We start from the raw sequence: 16,156 nt of genomic DNA, 5'->3' as shown, positions 1-16,156 counted from the left end.
GGCCGCGGCCCGCGCTGAAGGCTCCTGTCCCCTGTCCGGACTGCTCGGGCTCTGGGAGTGGATCCCGGTTCCCCCGCCTCGCTCCGGAATGCGCTAGAACACGATGCTGATGACGTCCTCGATGAACGCGGCGACCTTGGCGGCGCCGGGTCGGTAGCGCGTCGGGTGGCCACATCGGTTCCGGAGATCCAAACCCTCCTGGAGGGTCTGCCACTCGCCCTTGTCGAGCAGACCGACTTCCCTGAAGGCGAGCAGTTGGGTGACGTCCTTGACTCCAGAGAAGTCCTCGACCTTGGAAACAGACTTCGATCGCTGGTCGTGCTTCTGGATCGCCTGGTTGATCACGGACGTTCCGTAGGCTAGGGCCGCTTGCTGAAGGTGTCGGATCGCTCCAGACCACAGGAACACGACAGCAGCGCGCCGTGCGTCAACCTGATAGCAAGTCAGAGCTTCCTCGACGTAGCCCTTGATGACCTCGTCGCCGATTCGTCCGAGTAGCGCCGTTAGACCATCGGCGGCGTTGACCGCTTCAGGTTGCGGCGCGTGGAGCCCCAGCAAGTCCGCGACGTGGCTCTCGCCGGACGTCGTGAGCGACCACCGATGTGGGCGTGTGCCAGGCTCCACCTTCACCAGCGCCCCAGCCTTTCCGAGAACGTCTGCGACGTTGAACTGTTTTGCCTTCGGGACTCGTGCGGCAGTGAGCGCCTGCTTCAGCTCCGACGCCGTGATTCCGTCGGGCGCATGCTTGAGATAGAGCATCGCGGCGAGGCAGATGTCACGACGCGATCCAGTCAGCACGGGGCTGAGGAACTCAAGCAGAGTCGGCTGGGTCACTTCTTCGGCTCCGCGGGCAGTTCGTGCTCGACCCGGTTCTCGCCTCCAATGACCACCTTGATGTCGTCGCGCTTACGGCTGTCGAGCCAGCCCTTGGCGCCTGCCTGCTGAGCGGTGTTTGCCAGATCGCTCGGGATGGGCCACTCCATGTGCTTGAAGCAGGTGTACACGCGGTCGAGCGTGGCAGGCTGATCGCCTTCCAGAATCCGAGTGAGCCAGTACACGGAAACGAGCACCTTGTCGAGCACGGTCTTTGGCTGCTTCTCGCCGACGAAATTCTTGAGGCTCTTCGGACCGCCTCGGACCATGTCCAGGTCCTTGTCGAGAGAGAACGATTGCTTCGCTCGCGAACCTGCGGACTTACGCGCTGTGCGCTTCGCGGTGCCCGTGCCGTTCGCGGCCGCGAGACCGGAAGGCTCGGTGACGGTACGCGCGTCCGCCTTGCTATCGCCGGACGCCAATCCGTCGGTCACGCCCTCGTCGTCGTCGGAGCCCGCGCCCACCTGGAACGCGCCGATTAGTGCTTCCAACACCTGACTCTGAATCGCCTCGGAAGTGAACTTCTCGACCGCCTCTGCGATCGCCGGCATCCGCTTCAGCAACTGATCGAGTTCCGCCTCAGCCATGTGTCCCCCTAGTGGATAGGTACAGAACATCTCACAGATTCTGTATTTCCACACGCAGATTGCGGTGCGCTTCCAGAATGAGCCACCTGGTAGTGGGCGGGCGCGTCGCACTCGCACCGACTCCCGATGGGGCCCGAGCGCATCATCCGCGCGGTTCCTGGACGTGCTCGTTCCGCCCGCGAGTACAGCGCGGCGCCAGGCCCTCTCGGTGCGTTCCGAGACGGGAATCAGACGTCGAGACTCTCGTCGAGACCCCCTCCCGTCACATAGGTCTGCTGAAGGTTTTGAGGGGTGAAGGCAGCGGCTCGACGTACCGCAGTGGCCAGCCTCAACGCAAGGAAGTCATCCGGAATACGCTTTACCGATCGACGACTCTCATACGGCTTCTCGACGACGAACCGTTCGTCCGTTGTGGCCGATGCGCGGACCTCGATAGCCACCGCGTCCGTCTGGTCGTCCGGCACAGCCTCGGGATTGGTGATCGCGAGTTCAGCGATTCGAAGCATGTCAGCTTGGTGCCACGCGATGCTCAGGATCCAACTACCGTGCCGCTCACCGAAGGAAACCTCCGAAGGTTCGTTGCCCCGCGCCTCGGAGACCACGCCCGGTAGGCGTGCTTCCCACTCTGCGAGCAGACCTTGCTGTTCCTTGAAGGACTCGGCTGCCATGACTACCTCACTTCAAGAACGCCGACGTGGACGACGGCTTCTCCCGGAAAGCCGTTGGGAAGGTAGTACTCGATTCCCTGACCCAGCCGTATCCAAGCGGGACCCCTAACGATTTCGACTTCGTTAAGGTCGAGTAGAAGAACGTGCTTACGCGGCGTGCCCGGGGTGAAGAGCGCCAGCCAAGACACGACATCGTCGGGACTGATGGCTGTCGGCGTCACCCAATGTGGCCGATCGCTTCCTGCGTTGAAAGAGGTCAACTGAGACGGGGTCAAGTAGCGGAGGGCATAGCGGTTACCGAAGTCCTCGGCTACCTCTGATCCGGTCCTGTCGGGGAGGCCTCTAACATCCTCCGTGCGCGCAGCGATTGCCTGCACCGTTTCGATTCGCTCTTGGTCGAGCAGTGTCGAGAGCCACGAGCTGCTCATGAAGCCCCTCCCGGTTCGGACCTGATCGTTACAGGCCCAGTCAGGTCCGGATCCTCGCAAAGTTCAGGGCTTGATGAAAGTCCCCGAAGGTCCGGCGCTGCCTCGGCGCCACGGCGGGACCGTGCGAGAGCGGTTCTCCAACCTCCAAAGTATCGGTCACGATGGTGGCAGGAAGACGTTCAAGGGCATGACCGACGAGATGCTGGCCTGGCAGACGGAGCGGTTCACCGAGCTGGCCACCGACGGCACCGAGGGCTACGTCGTGCCCGTCCGTCCCGAACAGGTCGTCGAGATCGCCTTCGACGGCATCCAGACCTCGTCGCGCTATCCAGGGGGGATGGCGCTGCGGTTCGCGCGGGTGCTGCGCTACCGCGACGACAAGACGGCCGAGGAGGCCGACACGATCGACGCGGTGCGCAACCACCTCACCTGACGTGCACGCTGACGGATAGGTTGCTCGCATGGGGGGAAGTGCACGGTTGTTCTGCGACGACGCGGCCGCGTTCGAGCCCGCACCGGAAGCGAGCCTCATCCAGTCGTTGGAGGCCGAACTCGGCGTCACACTTCCCGAGGCGTACGTGCGTCTTGCGAGCAAGCACAATGGCGGTCGCCTCGCGCGGGATGCCCATCGGACCGGCTCGCCGACGACGTGGGCAAGGGATCATGTCGGCATCACGAACATCGCTGCGATCGGCCGGACCGCGCCCTTCAGCCTTGGCGGGGAGCTCGGCAGCCGCTTCTGGGTCCGGGAGTGGGGCTATCCCGACATAGGCGTCTACTTCGCAGATTGTCCCTCTGCCGGGCACGACATGATTGCCCTCGACTATCGCGGCTCGGGCGAGCCCACAGTCGTGCACGTCGACCAGGAGGTCGACTACCGGATCACGCTGCTCGCAGCCGACTTCGCCTCGTTCGTCGAAGGTCTCGTACCGGAGGGCGACTTTCGGTAGCCGCTGTCCCGCCGGATGTGACCGCTCACCCGACCGGGTCACGCGACACGCCGTATCCGACGTATCACCGGTCCAGGCCCGGCCTCTTGGGAGTCAGGACGTGCCAAGGGGCGGCGCGGCCAAGGGGGGCAGGATCATGCAGACGCGACACCACACCCGGGCGGACACGGCCCACCACCACCCTCACGTGCACCGGGCAGGGACCGGCACGTGGCGCTGGCAGTGCGACTGCGGTGGCGCCTCCTGCCGGACGGCCACCTCGGGGCTGAGCTGGCGCGAGGCCGTGATCGCGGCGCTGAACCACGCCACCTGCCTGGCCCCCTGAGCAACCTGACTCGGGCACGGCGCGCAGCACCCTAGGCTGGGCGTCGTGCTCGACCAGATCACCGCCACGCGCTACGTCACTCCCCTCAAGGAGGGTGGCTCACTGCCGGGCATCGTCGAGGCCGACGACTTCGGCACCTACGTCGTGAAGTTCCGCGGAGCGGGGCAGGGCGTCAAGGTCCTCGTCGCCGAAGTCATCGTTGGCGAGCTGGCGCGCGCCCTCGACCTCAACGTGCCCCGCATGGTGGTCGTCGACCTCCAGGCACCGATTGCCAAGTATGAAGCGGACGAGGAGGTCCAGGACCTGCTCACGGCCAGCCTCGGCCACAACCTCGGCATCGACTTCCTGCCCGGCTCGTTCGGGTACGACGGCTCACGGCCACCCGCACCCGACACGGCCGCCGACATCCTGTGGCTCGACGCCTTCACCGCCAACGTCGACCGCACCTGGAGCAACCCCAACCTCCTTGTCTGGCACCGCAACCCGTGGCTGATTGACCACGGTGCGGCGCTGTACTTCCATCACGGCTGGCCGAGTCGGGGCGCCGACCCACAGCGATTCGCCGACCAGTCCTTCGATGCCAGCACCCACGTCCTTCGCGATGTCGCCTCCGGCACCGGCGCCGCCCACGAGCGGCTGTCCCCCACCATCACCTCCGAGCTCCTTGCCGGCGTCGTCGACGCGGTGCCCGACGGCTGGCTGGAGCAGGCACCCGGTCTCGACACGCCCCGAGCCGTCCGAGCGGCCTACGTCGAGCACCTCCTGGCCCGCGTCGCGAACCCGACGGCCTGGCTTCCAGGGGACCTGTCATGACCGTCCACGGCTACCAGTACGTCGTGCTTCGCTGCGTGCCCCGCGTGGAGCGCGAGGAGTTCCTCAACGTCGGGCTCGTCCTCTACAGCCAGGGCGCCGACTTCCTCGAAGCGGCCTACCGGGTCGACCCGGTCAGGCTGCACGCCTTCGCACCCCAGGTCGACGTCGACGACGTCGACCAGGCGCTGGAGACCATCTGCCAGGTATGCCGCGGCGTCACCGGTGGTGGGCTGCCCACCCTGGGTGGGCTCGGGCGCAGGTTCGGCTGGCTCAGCGCGCCCCGGAGCACTGTGGTCCAGCCCGGGCCGGTGCACGGAGGCCTCACGGCGGACCCGGCCAGCGAGCTGCGCGACCTCCTTCAGCGCCTCGTCGACTGACCCGTGGGGCGCAGGGCCCACGCGGCCACCGCGCCCGCAGCGGCCACGTTGAGGGAGTCCACACCCCCGGCCATGGGGATGGTCACCGTCAGGTCGGCCGCGTCAAGGGTGTGGTGGGACAGCCCGTCTCCCTCGGTGCCGAGCACGAGTGCCAGTCGTTCTGGCGGGTTGGCGGCCAGCTCGTCGAGGCTCACCGCGTCGTCGGCCAGGGCCAGGGTGGCCACGGTGAACCCAGCGGCCTGGAGGTCGGCGATGCCGCCGGGCCAGGGGTCGATGCGCGTCCACGGCACCTGGAAGACGGTGCCCATCGAGACTCGAATCGACCGGCGGTACAACGGATCTGCGCATCGGGGAGTGACGAGGACCGCGTCGACCCCGAGGGCCGCGGCCGAGCGGAAGACGGCGCCCACGTTGGTGTGGTCGACGATGTCCTCGAGGACCAGCACCCGTCGGGCGCCGGCGACGAGGTCCGCCACGCTCGGCAGCTCGGGCCGTTGCATCGAGGCAAGCGCCCCACGGTGCAGGTGGAACCCCGTGAGCCGTTCGATGACGTCGTGCTCGCCGACGAAGACCGGTACGCCGCCGGCCTCGGCCTGCTCGACCAGGTCAGCCAGGTCGGTCAGCCACCGTTGGGCCATGAGGTAGCTGCGCGGTCGGTGCCCGGCCTGCAGGGCCCGCCGGATGACCTTCTCCGACTCGGCGATGTAGAGCCCGCGCTCGGGCTCGGTCCTGCGCCGCAGCGCGACGTCGGTGAGCGAGACGTAGTCGGTCAGGCGGTCGTCGTCGCTGCTGGTGATCGTGATGGGCACGGCGAGCAGGCTAGATCACTCAGGACAGGAGGGCGCGCACGATGACGCTCACGCTGGCCAGGACGCAGAAGGCGAGCACCGCCCGGCGCAACCGGTCGCGGTCGAGGCGGGCGCGGGCCGGAGCCGCCGCGGCATACCCCAAGGCCATGAACGGGATCCAGGCGAGGCCGGCCACGAGCTGTCCACGGGTGAACTCCCCTGCAAAGCTCAGCCCGGCGACCGCCATGGCGGCTCCAGCCAGGAAGAAGACCGACAGCGTGGCGCGCAGGCGGGTGGGGCGTTCGTGCTGCAGCACGAGCGCCAGGAACGGGCCGCCGATCGAGGCCGCAGTGCCGGAGAACCCTGCGATGGCGCCGGCCACGGCCGAGTTCACCGGAGTGGTTCGCACCTCGAGAGCCGAGACCGACGCGGCGACCGTGAGCAGGATGAGCACACCGGTGACGACGGAGATCGCCCGCACCGACAGCAGTGCCACTGCTGCGACGCCCAACGGCATGACCAGCAGCCGCGCCACGAGGGCCCATGACAGTGGCCGCCAGGCGATGTCGCGAGGCCCGTGGACGAGCTGGACCACCGGCAGCGAGAAGCTGGTCACCAGGAGGGCTCCCGGCATGAGCTCGGGTGCGAACAGCACGAGGAACGGGGCTGCGACCACGGCCATGCCGAAGCCGATCGACGACTGCACGAACGCTCCCGCGAAGAGGGCCAGACCGAGCAGCAGGACCGGAGTCCACTCCATCAGCTGAACCAGACGATCTTAATGATCCCGACGAGTCCCACCACGATGATGACGGCGCGCAGCGCAAGTGGGGGCAGCCGGCGGCCCACCTTCGCGCCGACGAAGCCGCCGGCGAACGCGCCCAGCCCGATGAACAGCGCCACCAGCCAGTCGATCCGGCCCCACGCCACCACCATGAAGGTGATGGCGGCCACGGCGTTGACGATGGTGGCGAGGACGTTCTTGAACCCGTTGAGCCGCTGGATGGGCTCGCTGGACAGGGCGCTCATCAGTCCCATCAGGATGACGCCCTGGGCGGCACCGAAGTAGCCGCCGTAGATGCCGGCGACCAGGACTCCCCCGGTGAGGGCCGCGCCGTGCCACGACGCCGGCGCGACCCCCGCCTCGTGGCGCTCGACGGCCCGAGCCTGCAGGCGGGGACCGACCACCACCAGCAGCAGCCCCAGGCCGATCAGGACCGGCACGATCGCCTGGAACGCCTCCGCGGGCAGCACGAGGAGCAGCACCGCACCGATGACGCCGCCGAGCAGGGACGCGGGTGCGAGCCGCAGGAGGGTGCGCCCGGCGCCCTCGAGCTCGGCCCGGTAGCCATGGACTGCCGTGACTCCCCCGGCCACCAGGCCGACGGTGTTGGACACGTTGGCCACCACTGGCGGGTAGCCGAAGAACAGCAGGGTGGGGAACGTGATGAGGGTGCCCGACCCGACCACGGTGTTGATGGTCCCCGCCGCCAGGCCTGCGAGGAAGATCCCGAGGGCTTCGAAGACGGACACCACGTCACCCTAGCGACGGGTGTCGCCCGTCCAAGACAGAGGTATGCCGCCCGCGCGGGTGCGTGGGCGGCATACCGTGTTGTGAGGTGGGGTCAGGCGGGCGGCGGCTTGGGCGCCTCGTCCGCGTCTGCCGGCGGCGGCTCCACGGGCAGCGAAGCCGGTGGGGCCGGCGGCTCGAAGTCGGGCACGGTGTCAGCCGGCGGCTTCATCGGGGGCTGGACCCGCTTCACCGGCGCCGCATGCTCGGTGGCCTCCTGGCTGGCCTTCCCCGCGAGCCCGCGGGCCTCCGCAAGGGCCTGCATGGGGTCCTCCAGAACGGTCTCGTCGAAGGCGTCGGCGAGCTGGCCGGGGTCGACCCACTCCTCCTCGCCGTCACCGTCCGGGCCAGTGGGCTTGTCCGTGGCACCCAGGGCCCCACCGATGCCGCGCAGGGCGTCCGTCAGCTCGCTGGGGATGATCCACATCTTGTTGGCGTCGCCACGGGCGATCTGCGGGAGCACCTGGAGGTACTGGTAGGCCAGGAGCTTCTGCGTGGGCTTGCCACGGTGGATCGCGTCGAAGACCTGCTGGATGGCGCGGGCCTGGCCCTGGGCCTCGAGGATGCGGGCCTGGGCCGAACCCTCGGCCCGGAGGATCTGGCTCTGCTTCTCACCTTCGGCCGTGAGGATCGCGGACTGCTTGGTGCCCTCGGCGTACAGGATCTGGGCGCGGCGCTCACGCTCTGCCTTCATCTGCTTCTCCATCGACTCCTGCACGGAGTGCGGCGGGTCGATGGCCTTGAGCTCGACGCGGTTGACGCGGATGCCCCACTTGCCCGTCGCCTCGTCGAGGACACCACGCAGCTGGGCGTTGATCTGGTCGCGGCTGGTCAGCGTCTGCTCCAGGTCGAGCGAGCCGATGACGTTGCGCAGGGTGGTGACGGTGAGCTGCTCGATGCCTTGGATGAAGTTGGCGATCTCGTACACGGCCGACTTCGCGTCGATGACCGAGTAGTAGATGACCGTGTCGATGTTGACGACCAGGTTGTCCGAGGTGATCACCGGCTGGGGCGGGAACGACACGACCTGCTCGCGCAGGTCGACGTTCGCGCGCACCTTGTCGACGAACGGCACCAGGAAGTGGATGCCGCCTTCGAGTGTGCGGGCGTAGCGGCCGAGCCGCTCGATGATCAGGGCAGTCTGCTGGGGCACGATGCGCACCGTGCGGAAGAGCACGATCAGCGCAAAGGCAACCAGGATCAGCAGGACGATGAAGCCTGCTCCAATGCCGTCCACGTCTACTCCGTTTTCTGACCCGCCGTGATGCCGGTGACGATCACGGTGGCCCCCTCGATGGATACAACCCGGACCTCTTGGCCGGGCTGGCATGGGTCGCCGCCTTGCGGCGTGCGTGCGGACCAGGTCTCCCCGCCCACCTTGACGCGACCGTCGGTCGCGGTGACGGCCTGCAGCACCCTCCCGCTGCGGCCGACGAGACCGGGCGCGCCGATTCCGTGGCTGGCCTCGGCGACCATGAACTTCCGGGTGATGATCGGGCGCACCAGCAGCAGGAGCAGTCCTGCGACGACGACGGCGACGATCACCTGACCCGGGAAGGCGACCCCGATCGCCGATGTCGCCGCTCCAGCCAGTGCACCACCGGCCAGCATGAGGAACACGAAATCGACCGTGGCGGCCTCGATGGCCGCCAGGATCAGCGCCACCCCCAGCCACGCGAGCCACGGGTTCTCCGCGAACCAGTCCATGACACCCCTCCCTCTCAGTGGTCAGGTAACTCTAGGACGACGGGCGAGGCTCGGACGTTCCTTCGTCGACACGCAGTCGCGCCGTCCACCGGTCGCCTCGACGCTCCAGCTCCAGGGGCATGCCGAAGGTGGCCGAGAGGTTGGCCTCGGTGAGGGTGATCTCGACCGGACCCTGCGCGACGATCCGTCCCTCGCGCAGCAGGAGCAGGTCGGTGAAGTTGGGCGGGATCTCCTCGACGTGGTGGGTGACCAGGATCAGGGCCGGCGCCTCCAGGTCGCCTGCGAGGACGCCCAGTCGCCGGACGAGGTCCTCGCGGCCACCGAGGTCGAGCCCGGCGGCAGGTTCGTCGAGCAGCATCAGCTCGGGGTCGGTCATCAGGGCGCGCGCGATCTGCACCCGCTTGCGCTCCCCCTCTGACAACGTGCCGTAGGTGCGGTCGGCCAGGTGGTCGGCCCCCAGGGCGACCAGCAGCTCGGACGCCCGAGCGTGGTCGAACGTCTCGTAGCTCTCCCGCCACCGGCCGACGACGCCGTAGGACGCGGTCACCACGACGTTGTGCACGATCTCGTCGAACGGGATCCGCTCGGCCAGGGCCGCCGAGGCCAGCCCGATGCGGGGTCGCAGCTCGAACACGTCGACCGCCCCGAGCACCTCGCCCAGCACACCGGCCACGCCGCGGGTCGGGTGCATCCGCGCTGCGGCCAGCTGGAGCAGTGTCGTCTTGCCCGCTCCGTTGGGGCCGAGGATGACCCAGCGCTGCCCTTCCTCGACCTCCCAGGAGACGTCGTCGAGCAGGGTCGCCTGACCCCGGACGACGCTCACTCCTGCGAACTCAAGGACGTCACTCATGGGACGGGACCCTATCGGCTTAGGCTGGCGGGATGCCCGAACTCCCTGCGTGCGTGCGCCTTTCGCTGTGGACGACACACGCGTGGGCCACGGGCACCCCGCTGGAGCGCTCGATCGCCCAGGCCCTTCCCGACATCGACCACGTCGCCGGTGACCTCGACCGCCTGGACCTGTGGCACGACCTCGGTGAGCGGGCCCTGCTCGTCGCCCTGCCGGCCCCCGGCGACCTCGTGGGTATGCCGGGTGCCTCCGTCGAGGCGCAGGGCGCGGCCGCCGCGGGCGGCGAGTGCGTTTTCGTTCCCGGCCTGGGAGGGCTTCTCGTGCCCACGATCTCGACCTATGGCGGCGGCCCCGAAGGAGGTCTGGACGTAGGCACCCGGGTGGACTGGACGGCATACGACGCAGATCCGGTGCCGCGCCACCGGGTGGAGGCGCTCGAGGCCTCGCAACTCGAGCGCCACCTGCGTGAGGAGATCCGCGCGGCAACCGAGGCGATCGACGCGATCGGCGGCCAGCCGTTCGGGGCGGGTGCGGCCCGCACGCTGGCCGACGCGGCCCTCGGAGGTCGCTGGGGCCTGCCACCCGCCCTGCCGGGCCGGGCCGCGCGCGTCATCGCCCTCGCGGGCACCATCGACTCGGTGGTCGACGTCGCGCTCCGCGCTGGCGACGGGGCCCTGACCGCGGCCGAGGCGTCGTCGAGGCACCGCGTCCTGCTGCGCCTGCAACGGGCCTCCGAGCGGGCCCTCGCCGACGCGACCAACGCCGCGTGTGCGGTGCTGGCCGGATGGCGACCAGCCTGACCACTGGGAGGGGTCCGTTCCGGCAACTAGACTCGGACGGCATGGCGGACCCCGCAGTCTTCGACCCCGCAATCATCCTCGTGTCCGAGCACCATGCCGACACCCTGCTCGAGGAGTTCCGGAGCCGGTACCAGCGCGACTACGACCTGCGCACCGCCGGCTCCTGTGGCGAGGCCGAGTCCATCGCCCGCGAGATCCATGACCGGGGTGACCACGTGGCGCTGTTCGTGACGGAATCGCGGCTGCCGGACGTCGAGAGCGTCCACGAGGCCTTCCACCGCTGGCGCCTCGTGGTGCCCACTGCCCGCCGCGTCGTCGCCGCGCCGTGGGAGTACTTCCTGGCGGATGCCCCCGGGCTCCGGGCCGGCATGGCCAAGGGCAAGTACGACGCCTACCTGCTCATGCCGCGTGGCAAGCGCGACGAGGAGTTCCACAACGCGATCACCGACCTGCTGTCCGAGTGGACCTCGACCGTCCCCCAGCCCGAAGTCGTGGCCGCCAAGGTCATCTCGCCGACCCAGGACGCGCTCACCATGGCGATCCGCGACTTCCTCGACCGGATGGGCATGCAGAACCGGGTGTGGCATCCCGACGAGCCGGCGCTCCAGGACTACCTCGCGGGGATCCGCGAGCAGCTCGGCGTGGACGAGCTGCGCTGGCCGGTGGTGACCGCGGCCAACCGGACACCGATCCAGGCCACGAGCGTCCGCGACGTCGCGATCGCGGTCAACGGCCCACCGCGCACCTTCGAGCTCGACGAGGTCGTCGACCTGGCGGTCGTCGGTGGCGGCCCGGCCGGACTCGCCGCCGCCGTGTACGGAGCGTCGGAAGGACTGTCCGTCGTGGTGCTGGAGGCGGAGGCGATCGGCGGGCAGGCCGGCACCAGCTCGATGATCCGCAACTACCTCGGCTTCCCCCGCGGCATCTCAGGCATGAGGTTGGCCCAGCGCGCACGGAACCAGGCCCTGCGCTTCGGGACCGAGTTCCTGACCGGCTGGGAGGTCACTGCTCTGGAGCCCGGGACCGACGGGGCTCCCCACCTCCTGCGCACCGGTGGGGGCGACGTCCGGGCCAGGACCGTAATCATCTCCACCGGGGTGGCGTACCGAAGGCTCGGAGTCCCGCGGCTCGACGCACTGGTGGGCGCCGGCGTCAACTACGGGGCGGCAATGACGGCGGCCCGCGAGATGGAGGGCTACGACGTCGTGGTCGTGGGAGGTGGCAACTCCGCCGGGCAGGCAGCGCTGCACCTGGCTCGGTTCGCGAGGTCGGTGACGATCGTCGTCCGTCGGGTCGGGCTCGAGGAGACGATGTCGCGCTACCTCATCGAGGAGATGGCCTACAACGAGCGCATCACGGTGCTGCCCTGCACCCGCGTGGTGGACGGTGGTGGTGAGGGCCAGCTGGAGTGGCTCTGCCTCGAGGACATCACCACCGGGAAGAGGACGACCAAGCAGGCGCGAGGTCTGTTCCTGCTGCTCGGGGCCGAACCGCGCTGTGACTGGCTGCCGCCCGAGCTTGCTCGCGACAAGCACAGCTTCGTGCTCACCGGGCGTGACGTGCCGCGGAGCAAGTGGGTCGACGACGTGCCGCCGGCCAATCTGGCGACCACGGTGCCCGGCATCTTCGCCGCCGGCGACATCCGGGCGGGCTCGATGAAGCGGGTTGCCTCGGCGAGTGGTGAGGGGGCGTCGGCCGTTCCCCTCGTGCACGCCTACCTCACCCCCACGACCGAGGACACCCCGACGACCGGGGACACCCCGACAGCCGAGGGCACCTCGACGACCGAAGACGAAAGGGTGGCCACCCCGGTCTCCTAGGCGCGGCCGCCGACGGGTGCGGTCAGGACTGGAGCATCCGCTGGCGCAGCACCTCGAGGTAGACCTGGTTGGTCCGCTCCCCGATGGTCGCCCAGGAGAACGAGTCGACTGCCCGCTTGCGCCCGGCCAACCCCATGGCGTCGGCCCTGGCCGGGTCGCTGACGGCGTCGGTCAACGCTGCGGCGAGGTCCGCGACGAACCGGTCCGCATCGAGGGGTATGCCGCTGCCGTCCTGTTTCTGGTCGATGGGCACCAACCAGCCGGTCTCGCCATCCACGACGACCTCGGGGATGCCGCCCGTCGCCGTGGCGACGACCGGGAGCTCGCACGCCATCGCCTCGAGGTTGACGATGCCCAATGGCTCGTAGATCGACGGACAGGCGAAAACCGTTGCAGCAGAAAGGAGTGCGACGACCTCTCCGCGCGGCAGCATCTCGGGGATCCAGACAACGCCCTCACGCGTCGCCTTGAGCTCGTCCATGAGGCTGGTCACCTCGGCCATGATCTCCGGGGTGTCCGGCGCCCCGGCGCACAGCACCACCTGGACGTCGGGTGGCAGCTGGGCGGCTGCCTTGAGCAGGTACGGCAGGCCCTTCTGCCGGGTGATGCGGCCGACGAAGATGACCGACTTCCCGTCGGGGTCGACCCCGTGCCGACGGACCGTGTCGTCGTCACGGTGGCGCTGCCACAGCTGGGAGTCGATGCCGTTGTGGACGACCTTGACGCGTTCGGGGTCGATCGAGGGATAGCTGCGCAGGACGTCCTGTCGCATGCCCTCGCTCACGGCGATGACGGCGTCGGCGCCCTCGTAGGCCGTGCGCTCCATGAAGGAGGACACGCGGTAGCCGCCACCGAGCTGCTCGGCCTTCCACGGGCGCATCGGCTCGAGGCTGTGGGCGCTCACGACGTGGGGCATGCCCCCGAGCAGGGACGCGACGTGCCCGCCGAAGTTGGCGTACCACGTGTGCGAGTGCACGAGGTCGGCACCGACGCAGTCACCGGCCATCGCCAGGTCGACGCCCATCGTCCGGACGGCCGCGTTCGCGGCACCCAGGTCCGGCAGGTCGGCATACCCCGTGGTGCCCTCCTCCGACACGGGTTCGCCGAACGCTCGGACCCGCGCATCGATGTCGCCGCGGTCGCGCAGCGCCCGCACCAGCTCTGCGACGTGCACCCCCGCGCCACCGTAGATGTTGGGCGGGTACTCCTTGGTCAGGATGTCGACTCTCACGGTCGTGAGATTAGTCGTGCAGTGGGGTCGCCGCGAGGGCGCGGATTGCCTAGGGTCGGACCATGCCTTATCGACGCGGGGTTCCCAAGGTTCTTGCCATCGTCCTCGCCGGCGGAGAGGGCAAACGACTGATGCCCCTGACCGCTGACCGGGCAAAACCAGCTGTCCCGTTCGGAGGGATCTATCGGCTCATCGACTTCGCCCTGAGCAACGTCGTGAACTCCGGCTACCTCAAGATCGTCGTGCTGACGCAGTACAAGTCGCACAGCCTCGACCGACACGTCACCAAGACCTGGCGGATGTCCACGATGCTCGGCAACTACGTCGCGCCCGTGCCTGCGCAGCAGCGCGTCGACAAGAACTGGTACCTCGGGTCAGCGAACGCGATCTTCCAGAGCCTCAACCTGATCACGGACGAGAAGCCCGACATCGTCGTGGTGGTCGGCGCCGACCACGTCTACCGCATGGACTTCTCCCAGATGGTGGCCCAGCACATCGAGACCGGTGCGGGTGTGACCGTGGCCGCGATCCGTCAGCCCATCTCGCTGGCGGACCAGTTCGGGGTCATCGAGGTCGACGACGCAGACCGGCGCAAGATCTCGGCCTTCAAGGAGAAGCCCAAGGACGCCAAGGGCCTGCCCGACTCCCCCGACGAGGTGCTGGCCTCCATGGGCAACTACGTCTTCGACGCCGATGTCCTCGTCGACGCCGTCACCCGCGACAACGACCGAGCGGGCAGCAAGCACGACATGGGCGGCGACATCGTGCCGGACTTCGTCGACAATGGCGAGGGCTACGTCTACGACTTCAAGGACAACGTCATCCCGGGTGCAACCCCACGCGACCAGGCCTACTGGCGCGACGTCGGGTCGATGGACTCCTACTGGGAGGCGCACATGGACCTGGTGTCCATCCACCCCGTCTTCAACCTCTACAACTACGACTGGCCGATCTACACCGACTACGGCCCGCTCGCCCCTGCCAAGCTCGTCCAGGGCGCTGCCGGCAAGTTCGGGGAGGCGCACAACTCCGCCGTCTCCCCCGGTGTCGTCATCTCCGGTGCCACCGTGACCAACTCGGTCCTGTCTCCGCGGTGCCACATCCACAGCGGCACGACGATCGACGACAGCGTGCTGCTCGACGGTGTCGAGGTCGGACGCGGCTGCGTCATCAAGCGGGCCATCATCGACAAGGGCGTCGTGGTGCCCGAGGACACCACCATCGGGGTGGACCCCGACAAGGACCGGGAGCGCGGGTTCATGGTCACCGAGTCAGGACTCACCGTCATCGCCAAGTTCCAGGAAGTCACCGGATGACGGACGCCCACCATTCGATCCGGATCGGCATCCAGCTCCAGCCACAGCACGCCGAGTACGCGTCGATCCGCCGGGCCGCGGCGGAGGCCGAGGAGATCGGCGTCGACGTCGTCTTCAACTGGGACCACTTCTACCCGCTCTACGGTGGGCGGGACGGTGAGCACTTCGAGTGCTGGACGATGCTGGGCGCCTGGGCCGAGGCGACGTCCCGCGTCGAGATCGGCGCCCTGGTCACCTGCAACAGCTACCGCAACCCCCAGCTGCTCGCCGACATGGCCCGAACCGTGGACCACATCAGTGGGGGTCGGCTGATCCTCGGCATCGGCTCGGGCTGGTTCGAGAAGGACTACGACGAGTACGGCTACGACTTCGGCACGGCCGGTGGACGGCTGAACAACCTCGCCCGCGACCTGCCGCTCGTCAAGCAGCGGTGGGCCAAGCTGAACCCGGCGCCGACGCGCGACATCCCGGTCCTGATCGGTGGGGGTGGCGAACGCAAGACCCTCAAGATCGTCGCCGAGCACGCGACCATCTGGCACGGCTTCGGCGGGCCCGAGACGATCGCCCACAAGCACGCCGTCCTCGACGAGTGGTGCGCCAGGATCGGGCGCGACCCCAGCGAGATCGAGCGGTCTGCCGGCGTCTCCGCCAGGCCGGGTCGCCACCCCGAGCAGGTCGCCGACTACGCCGCCGGCGCGGAAGCCCTGTATGCCGTGGGCACGCGGCTCTTCACCGTCGGGATCGGTGGTCCGAAGTACGACCTCGGGCCCGTGCGGGACCTGGTCGCATGGCGAGACTCCCGCCTGGGCGGCTGACCGGGGTCGGCGATCAGCCTGACGGGCACCGCCGTTGCCATGCTCATGAGTGTCGCCTGCGACGGATGGCACGAGCGCCAAGCACCGACGACCGCACGAGCACCCACCCGACCGCCAGGGTCAGGACCTCACTGTCCCGGGCTGGCTCGTGCCCTTGGACCAGCGGCGCCAGGACGGCAATAGTCAGGATGATGACGAGCACCAGTGCCTCACGGCGCAGCTCCTTACGGGTTGGCAT

20 protein-coding genes and 1 pseudogene are annotated in these 16,156 nt (G+C 68.7%); 9 read left to right on the top strand and 12 right to left on the bottom strand.

From position 1 onward, the window contains the following. Positions 1–93: 93 nt before the first annotated feature. The 4 genes from AC1DWP_RS02615 to AC1DWP_RS02600 all read right to left on the bottom strand — a co-directional run bounded on the left by AC1DWP_RS02615 (position 94) and on the right by AC1DWP_RS02600 (position 2,556). Positions 94–834 carry a hypothetical protein gene (locus tag AC1DWP_RS02615; protein WP_477612886.1) on the bottom strand — a complete coding sequence of 247 codons (741 nt, stop codon included), beginning with the start codon at positions 832–834 and terminating at the stop codon, positions 94–96. After that, positions 831–1,460: a hypothetical protein gene (locus tag AC1DWP_RS02610; protein WP_477612885.1), complete on the bottom strand. Its 630-nt coding sequence runs from the start codon at positions 1,458–1,460 to the stop codon at positions 831–833. Before AC1DWP_RS02610 ends, AC1DWP_RS02615 begins: the two co-directional genes overlap by 4 nt. Before the next feature lie 227 nt (positions 1,461–1,687). Continuing rightward, positions 1,688–2,128 (bottom strand): hypothetical protein, encoded by a 441-nt coding sequence (locus AC1DWP_RS02605; protein WP_477612884.1) that lies wholly within the window; start codon positions 2,126–2,128, stop codon positions 1,688–1,690. A 2-nt stretch (positions 2,129–2,130) separates the two neighbouring features. Further along, complete coding sequence (locus tag AC1DWP_RS02600) at positions 2,131–2,556, bottom strand: hypothetical protein (protein WP_477612883.1); 426 nt, start codon at positions 2,554–2,556, stop codon at positions 2,131–2,133. A 172-nt stretch (positions 2,557–2,728) separates the two neighbouring features. Between AC1DWP_RS02600 and AC1DWP_RS02595 the strand changes: the two are divergent. From AC1DWP_RS02595 to AC1DWP_RS02575, 5 genes and pseudogenes are all read left to right on the top strand, one after another. Beyond that, positions 2,729–2,989, top strand: a pseudogene (locus AC1DWP_RS02595) (ATP dependent DNA ligase); the annotation flags it as partial. 28 nt (positions 2,990–3,017) lie between these two features. Then, positions 3,018–3,506 (top strand): SMI1/KNR4 family protein, encoded by a 489-nt coding sequence (locus AC1DWP_RS02590; protein ID WP_477612882.1) that lies wholly within the window; start codon positions 3,018–3,020, stop codon positions 3,504–3,506. 136 nt (positions 3,507–3,642) lie between these two features. Further along, positions 3,643–3,831 (top strand): hypothetical protein, encoded by a 189-nt coding sequence (locus AC1DWP_RS02585; protein ID WP_477612881.1) that lies wholly within the window; start codon positions 3,643–3,645, stop codon positions 3,829–3,831. Positions 3,832–3,876: 45 nt separating this feature from the next. After that, positions 3,877–4,644: a HipA family kinase gene (locus AC1DWP_RS02580; RefSeq protein WP_477612880.1), complete on the top strand. Its 768-nt coding sequence runs from the start codon at positions 3,877–3,879 to the stop codon at positions 4,642–4,644. Then, entirely contained in the window at positions 4,641–5,021 is a 381-nt protein-coding gene (locus AC1DWP_RS02575; RefSeq protein WP_477612879.1) for a DUF3037 domain-containing protein, read from the top strand. The genes AC1DWP_RS02580 and AC1DWP_RS02575 overlap by 4 nt, the downstream gene beginning before the upstream one ends. On the opposite strand, the gene AC1DWP_RS02570 is transcribed toward AC1DWP_RS02575, so the two are convergent. The 6 genes from AC1DWP_RS02570 to AC1DWP_RS02545 form a co-directional block, all read right to left on the bottom strand. After that, positions 5,003–5,830 carry a TrmH family RNA methyltransferase gene (locus AC1DWP_RS02570; protein WP_477612878.1) on the bottom strand — a complete coding sequence of 276 codons (828 nt, stop codon included), beginning with the start codon at positions 5,828–5,830 and terminating at the stop codon, positions 5,003–5,005. The genes AC1DWP_RS02575 and AC1DWP_RS02570 overlap by 19 nt on opposite strands. Positions 5,831–5,849: 19 nt before the next feature. Continuing rightward, entirely contained in the window at positions 5,850–6,569 is a 720-nt protein-coding gene (locus tag AC1DWP_RS02565) for a TSUP family transporter (RefSeq protein WP_477612877.1), read from the bottom strand. Further along, positions 6,569–7,342 carry a sulfite exporter TauE/SafE family protein gene (locus AC1DWP_RS02560; protein WP_477612876.1) on the bottom strand — a complete coding sequence of 258 codons (774 nt, stop codon included), beginning with the start codon at positions 7,340–7,342 and terminating at the stop codon, positions 6,569–6,571. The genes AC1DWP_RS02565 and AC1DWP_RS02560 overlap by 1 nt, the downstream gene beginning before the upstream one ends. A 92-nt stretch (positions 7,343–7,434) precedes the next feature. Further along, positions 7,435–8,607: an SPFH domain-containing protein gene (locus AC1DWP_RS02555; RefSeq protein ID WP_477613421.1), complete on the bottom strand. Its 1,173-nt coding sequence runs from the start codon at positions 8,605–8,607 to the stop codon at positions 7,435–7,437. An 11-nt stretch (positions 8,608–8,618) separates the two neighbouring features. Beyond that, positions 8,619–9,086, bottom strand: coding sequence for an NfeD family protein (locus tag AC1DWP_RS02550; RefSeq protein WP_477612875.1), 468 nt, complete (start codon positions 9,084–9,086; stop codon positions 8,619–8,621). A 31-nt stretch (positions 9,087–9,117) separates the two neighbouring features. Further along, on the bottom strand, positions 9,118–9,936 hold the full coding sequence (locus tag AC1DWP_RS02545) for an ABC transporter ATP-binding protein (RefSeq protein WP_477612874.1): 819 nt from the start codon (positions 9,934–9,936) through the stop codon (positions 9,118–9,120). A gap of 32 nt (positions 9,937–9,968) precedes the next feature. Between AC1DWP_RS02545 and AC1DWP_RS02540 the strand changes: the two genes are divergently transcribed. Further along, positions 9,969–10,736, top strand: a complete 768-nt coding sequence (locus tag AC1DWP_RS02540) for a hypothetical protein (RefSeq protein ID WP_477612873.1) — start codon at positions 9,969–9,971, stop codon at positions 10,734–10,736. 41 nt (positions 10,737–10,777) lie between these two features. Beyond that, the gene (locus AC1DWP_RS02535; protein WP_477612872.1) at positions 10,778–12,556 is read left to right on the top strand and encodes an NAD(P)/FAD-dependent oxidoreductase; all 1,779 of its coding nucleotides are present in this window, start codon (positions 10,778–10,780) and stop codon (positions 12,554–12,556) included. A 22-nt stretch (positions 12,557–12,578) separates the two neighbouring features. Here the strand turns inward: AC1DWP_RS02535 and glgA are convergent, their stop codons facing one another. Continuing rightward, complete coding sequence (gene glgA / locus AC1DWP_RS02530) at positions 12,579–13,787, bottom strand: glycogen synthase (protein ID WP_477612871.1); 1,209 nt, start codon at positions 13,785–13,787, stop codon at positions 12,579–12,581. Between the two features lie 62 nt (positions 13,788–13,849). Between glgA and glgC the strand changes: the two genes are divergently transcribed. Beyond that, positions 13,850–15,103, top strand: coding sequence for a glucose-1-phosphate adenylyltransferase (gene glgC / locus AC1DWP_RS02525; protein WP_477612870.1), 1,254 nt, complete (start codon positions 13,850–13,852; stop codon positions 15,101–15,103). After that, entirely contained in the window at positions 15,100–15,918 is an 819-nt protein-coding gene (locus AC1DWP_RS02520) for an LLM class F420-dependent oxidoreductase (RefSeq protein WP_477612869.1), read from the top strand. Before glgC ends, AC1DWP_RS02520 begins: the two co-directional genes overlap by 4 nt. Before the next feature lie 43 nt (positions 15,919–15,961). On the opposite strand, the gene AC1DWP_RS02515 is transcribed toward AC1DWP_RS02520, so the two are convergent. After that, entirely contained in the window at positions 15,962–16,156 is a 195-nt protein-coding gene (locus tag AC1DWP_RS02515; RefSeq protein WP_477612868.1) for a hypothetical protein, read from the bottom strand.

It is taken from the genome of Pedococcus sp. P2_F6 (genome assembly GCF_056403675.1).
The sequence above is the reverse complement of the archived record's forward strand: the minus strand, read 5'-3'. Positions and strand labels throughout refer to the sequence as shown.

Coding starts and splice junctions, on each gene's coding strand:
- AC1DWP_RS02610 (WP_477612885.1), bottom strand. CDS start 1,460: ATGGCTGAGGCGGAACTCGATCAGTTGCTGAAGCGGATGCCGGCGATC.
- AC1DWP_RS02605 (WP_477612884.1), bottom strand. CDS start 2,128: ATGGCAGCCGAGTCCTTCAAGGAACAGCAAGGTCTGCTCGCAGAGTGG.
- AC1DWP_RS02600 (WP_477612883.1), bottom strand. CDS start 2,556: ATGAGCAGCTCGTGGCTCTCGACACTGCTCGACCAAGAGCGAATCGAA.
- AC1DWP_RS02590 (WP_477612882.1), top strand. CDS start 3,018: ATGGGGGGAAGTGCACGGTTGTTCTGCGACGACGCGGCCGCGTTCGAG.
- AC1DWP_RS02585 (WP_477612881.1), top strand. CDS start 3,643: ATGCAGACGCGACACCACACCCGGGCGGACACGGCCCACCACCACCCT.
- AC1DWP_RS02575 (WP_477612879.1), top strand. CDS start 4,641: ATGACCGTCCACGGCTACCAGTACGTCGTGCTTCGCTGCGTGCCCCGC.
- AC1DWP_RS02565 (WP_477612877.1), bottom strand. CDS start 6,569: ATGGAGTGGACTCCGGTCCTGCTGCTCGGTCTGGCCCTCTTCGCGGGA.
- AC1DWP_RS02550 (WP_477612875.1), bottom strand. CDS start 9,086: ATGGACTGGTTCGCGGAGAACCCGTGGCTCGCGTGGCTGGGGGTGGCG.
- AC1DWP_RS02545 (WP_477612874.1), bottom strand. CDS start 9,936: ATGAGTGACGTCCTTGAGTTCGCAGGAGTGAGCGTCGTCCGGGGTCAG.
- AC1DWP_RS02540 (WP_477612873.1), top strand. CDS start 9,969: ATGCCCGAACTCCCTGCGTGCGTGCGCCTTTCGCTGTGGACGACACAC.
- AC1DWP_RS02535 (WP_477612872.1), top strand. CDS start 10,778: ATGGCGGACCCCGCAGTCTTCGACCCCGCAATCATCCTCGTGTCCGAG.
- glgC (WP_477612870.1), top strand. CDS start 13,850: ATGCCTTATCGACGCGGGGTTCCCAAGGTTCTTGCCATCGTCCTCGCC.
- AC1DWP_RS02520 (WP_477612869.1), top strand. CDS start 15,100: ATGACGGACGCCCACCATTCGATCCGGATCGGCATCCAGCTCCAGCCA.
- AC1DWP_RS02515 (WP_477612868.1), bottom strand. CDS start 16,156: ATGCCAACCCGTAAGGAGCTGCGCCGTGAGGCACTGGTGCTCGTCATC.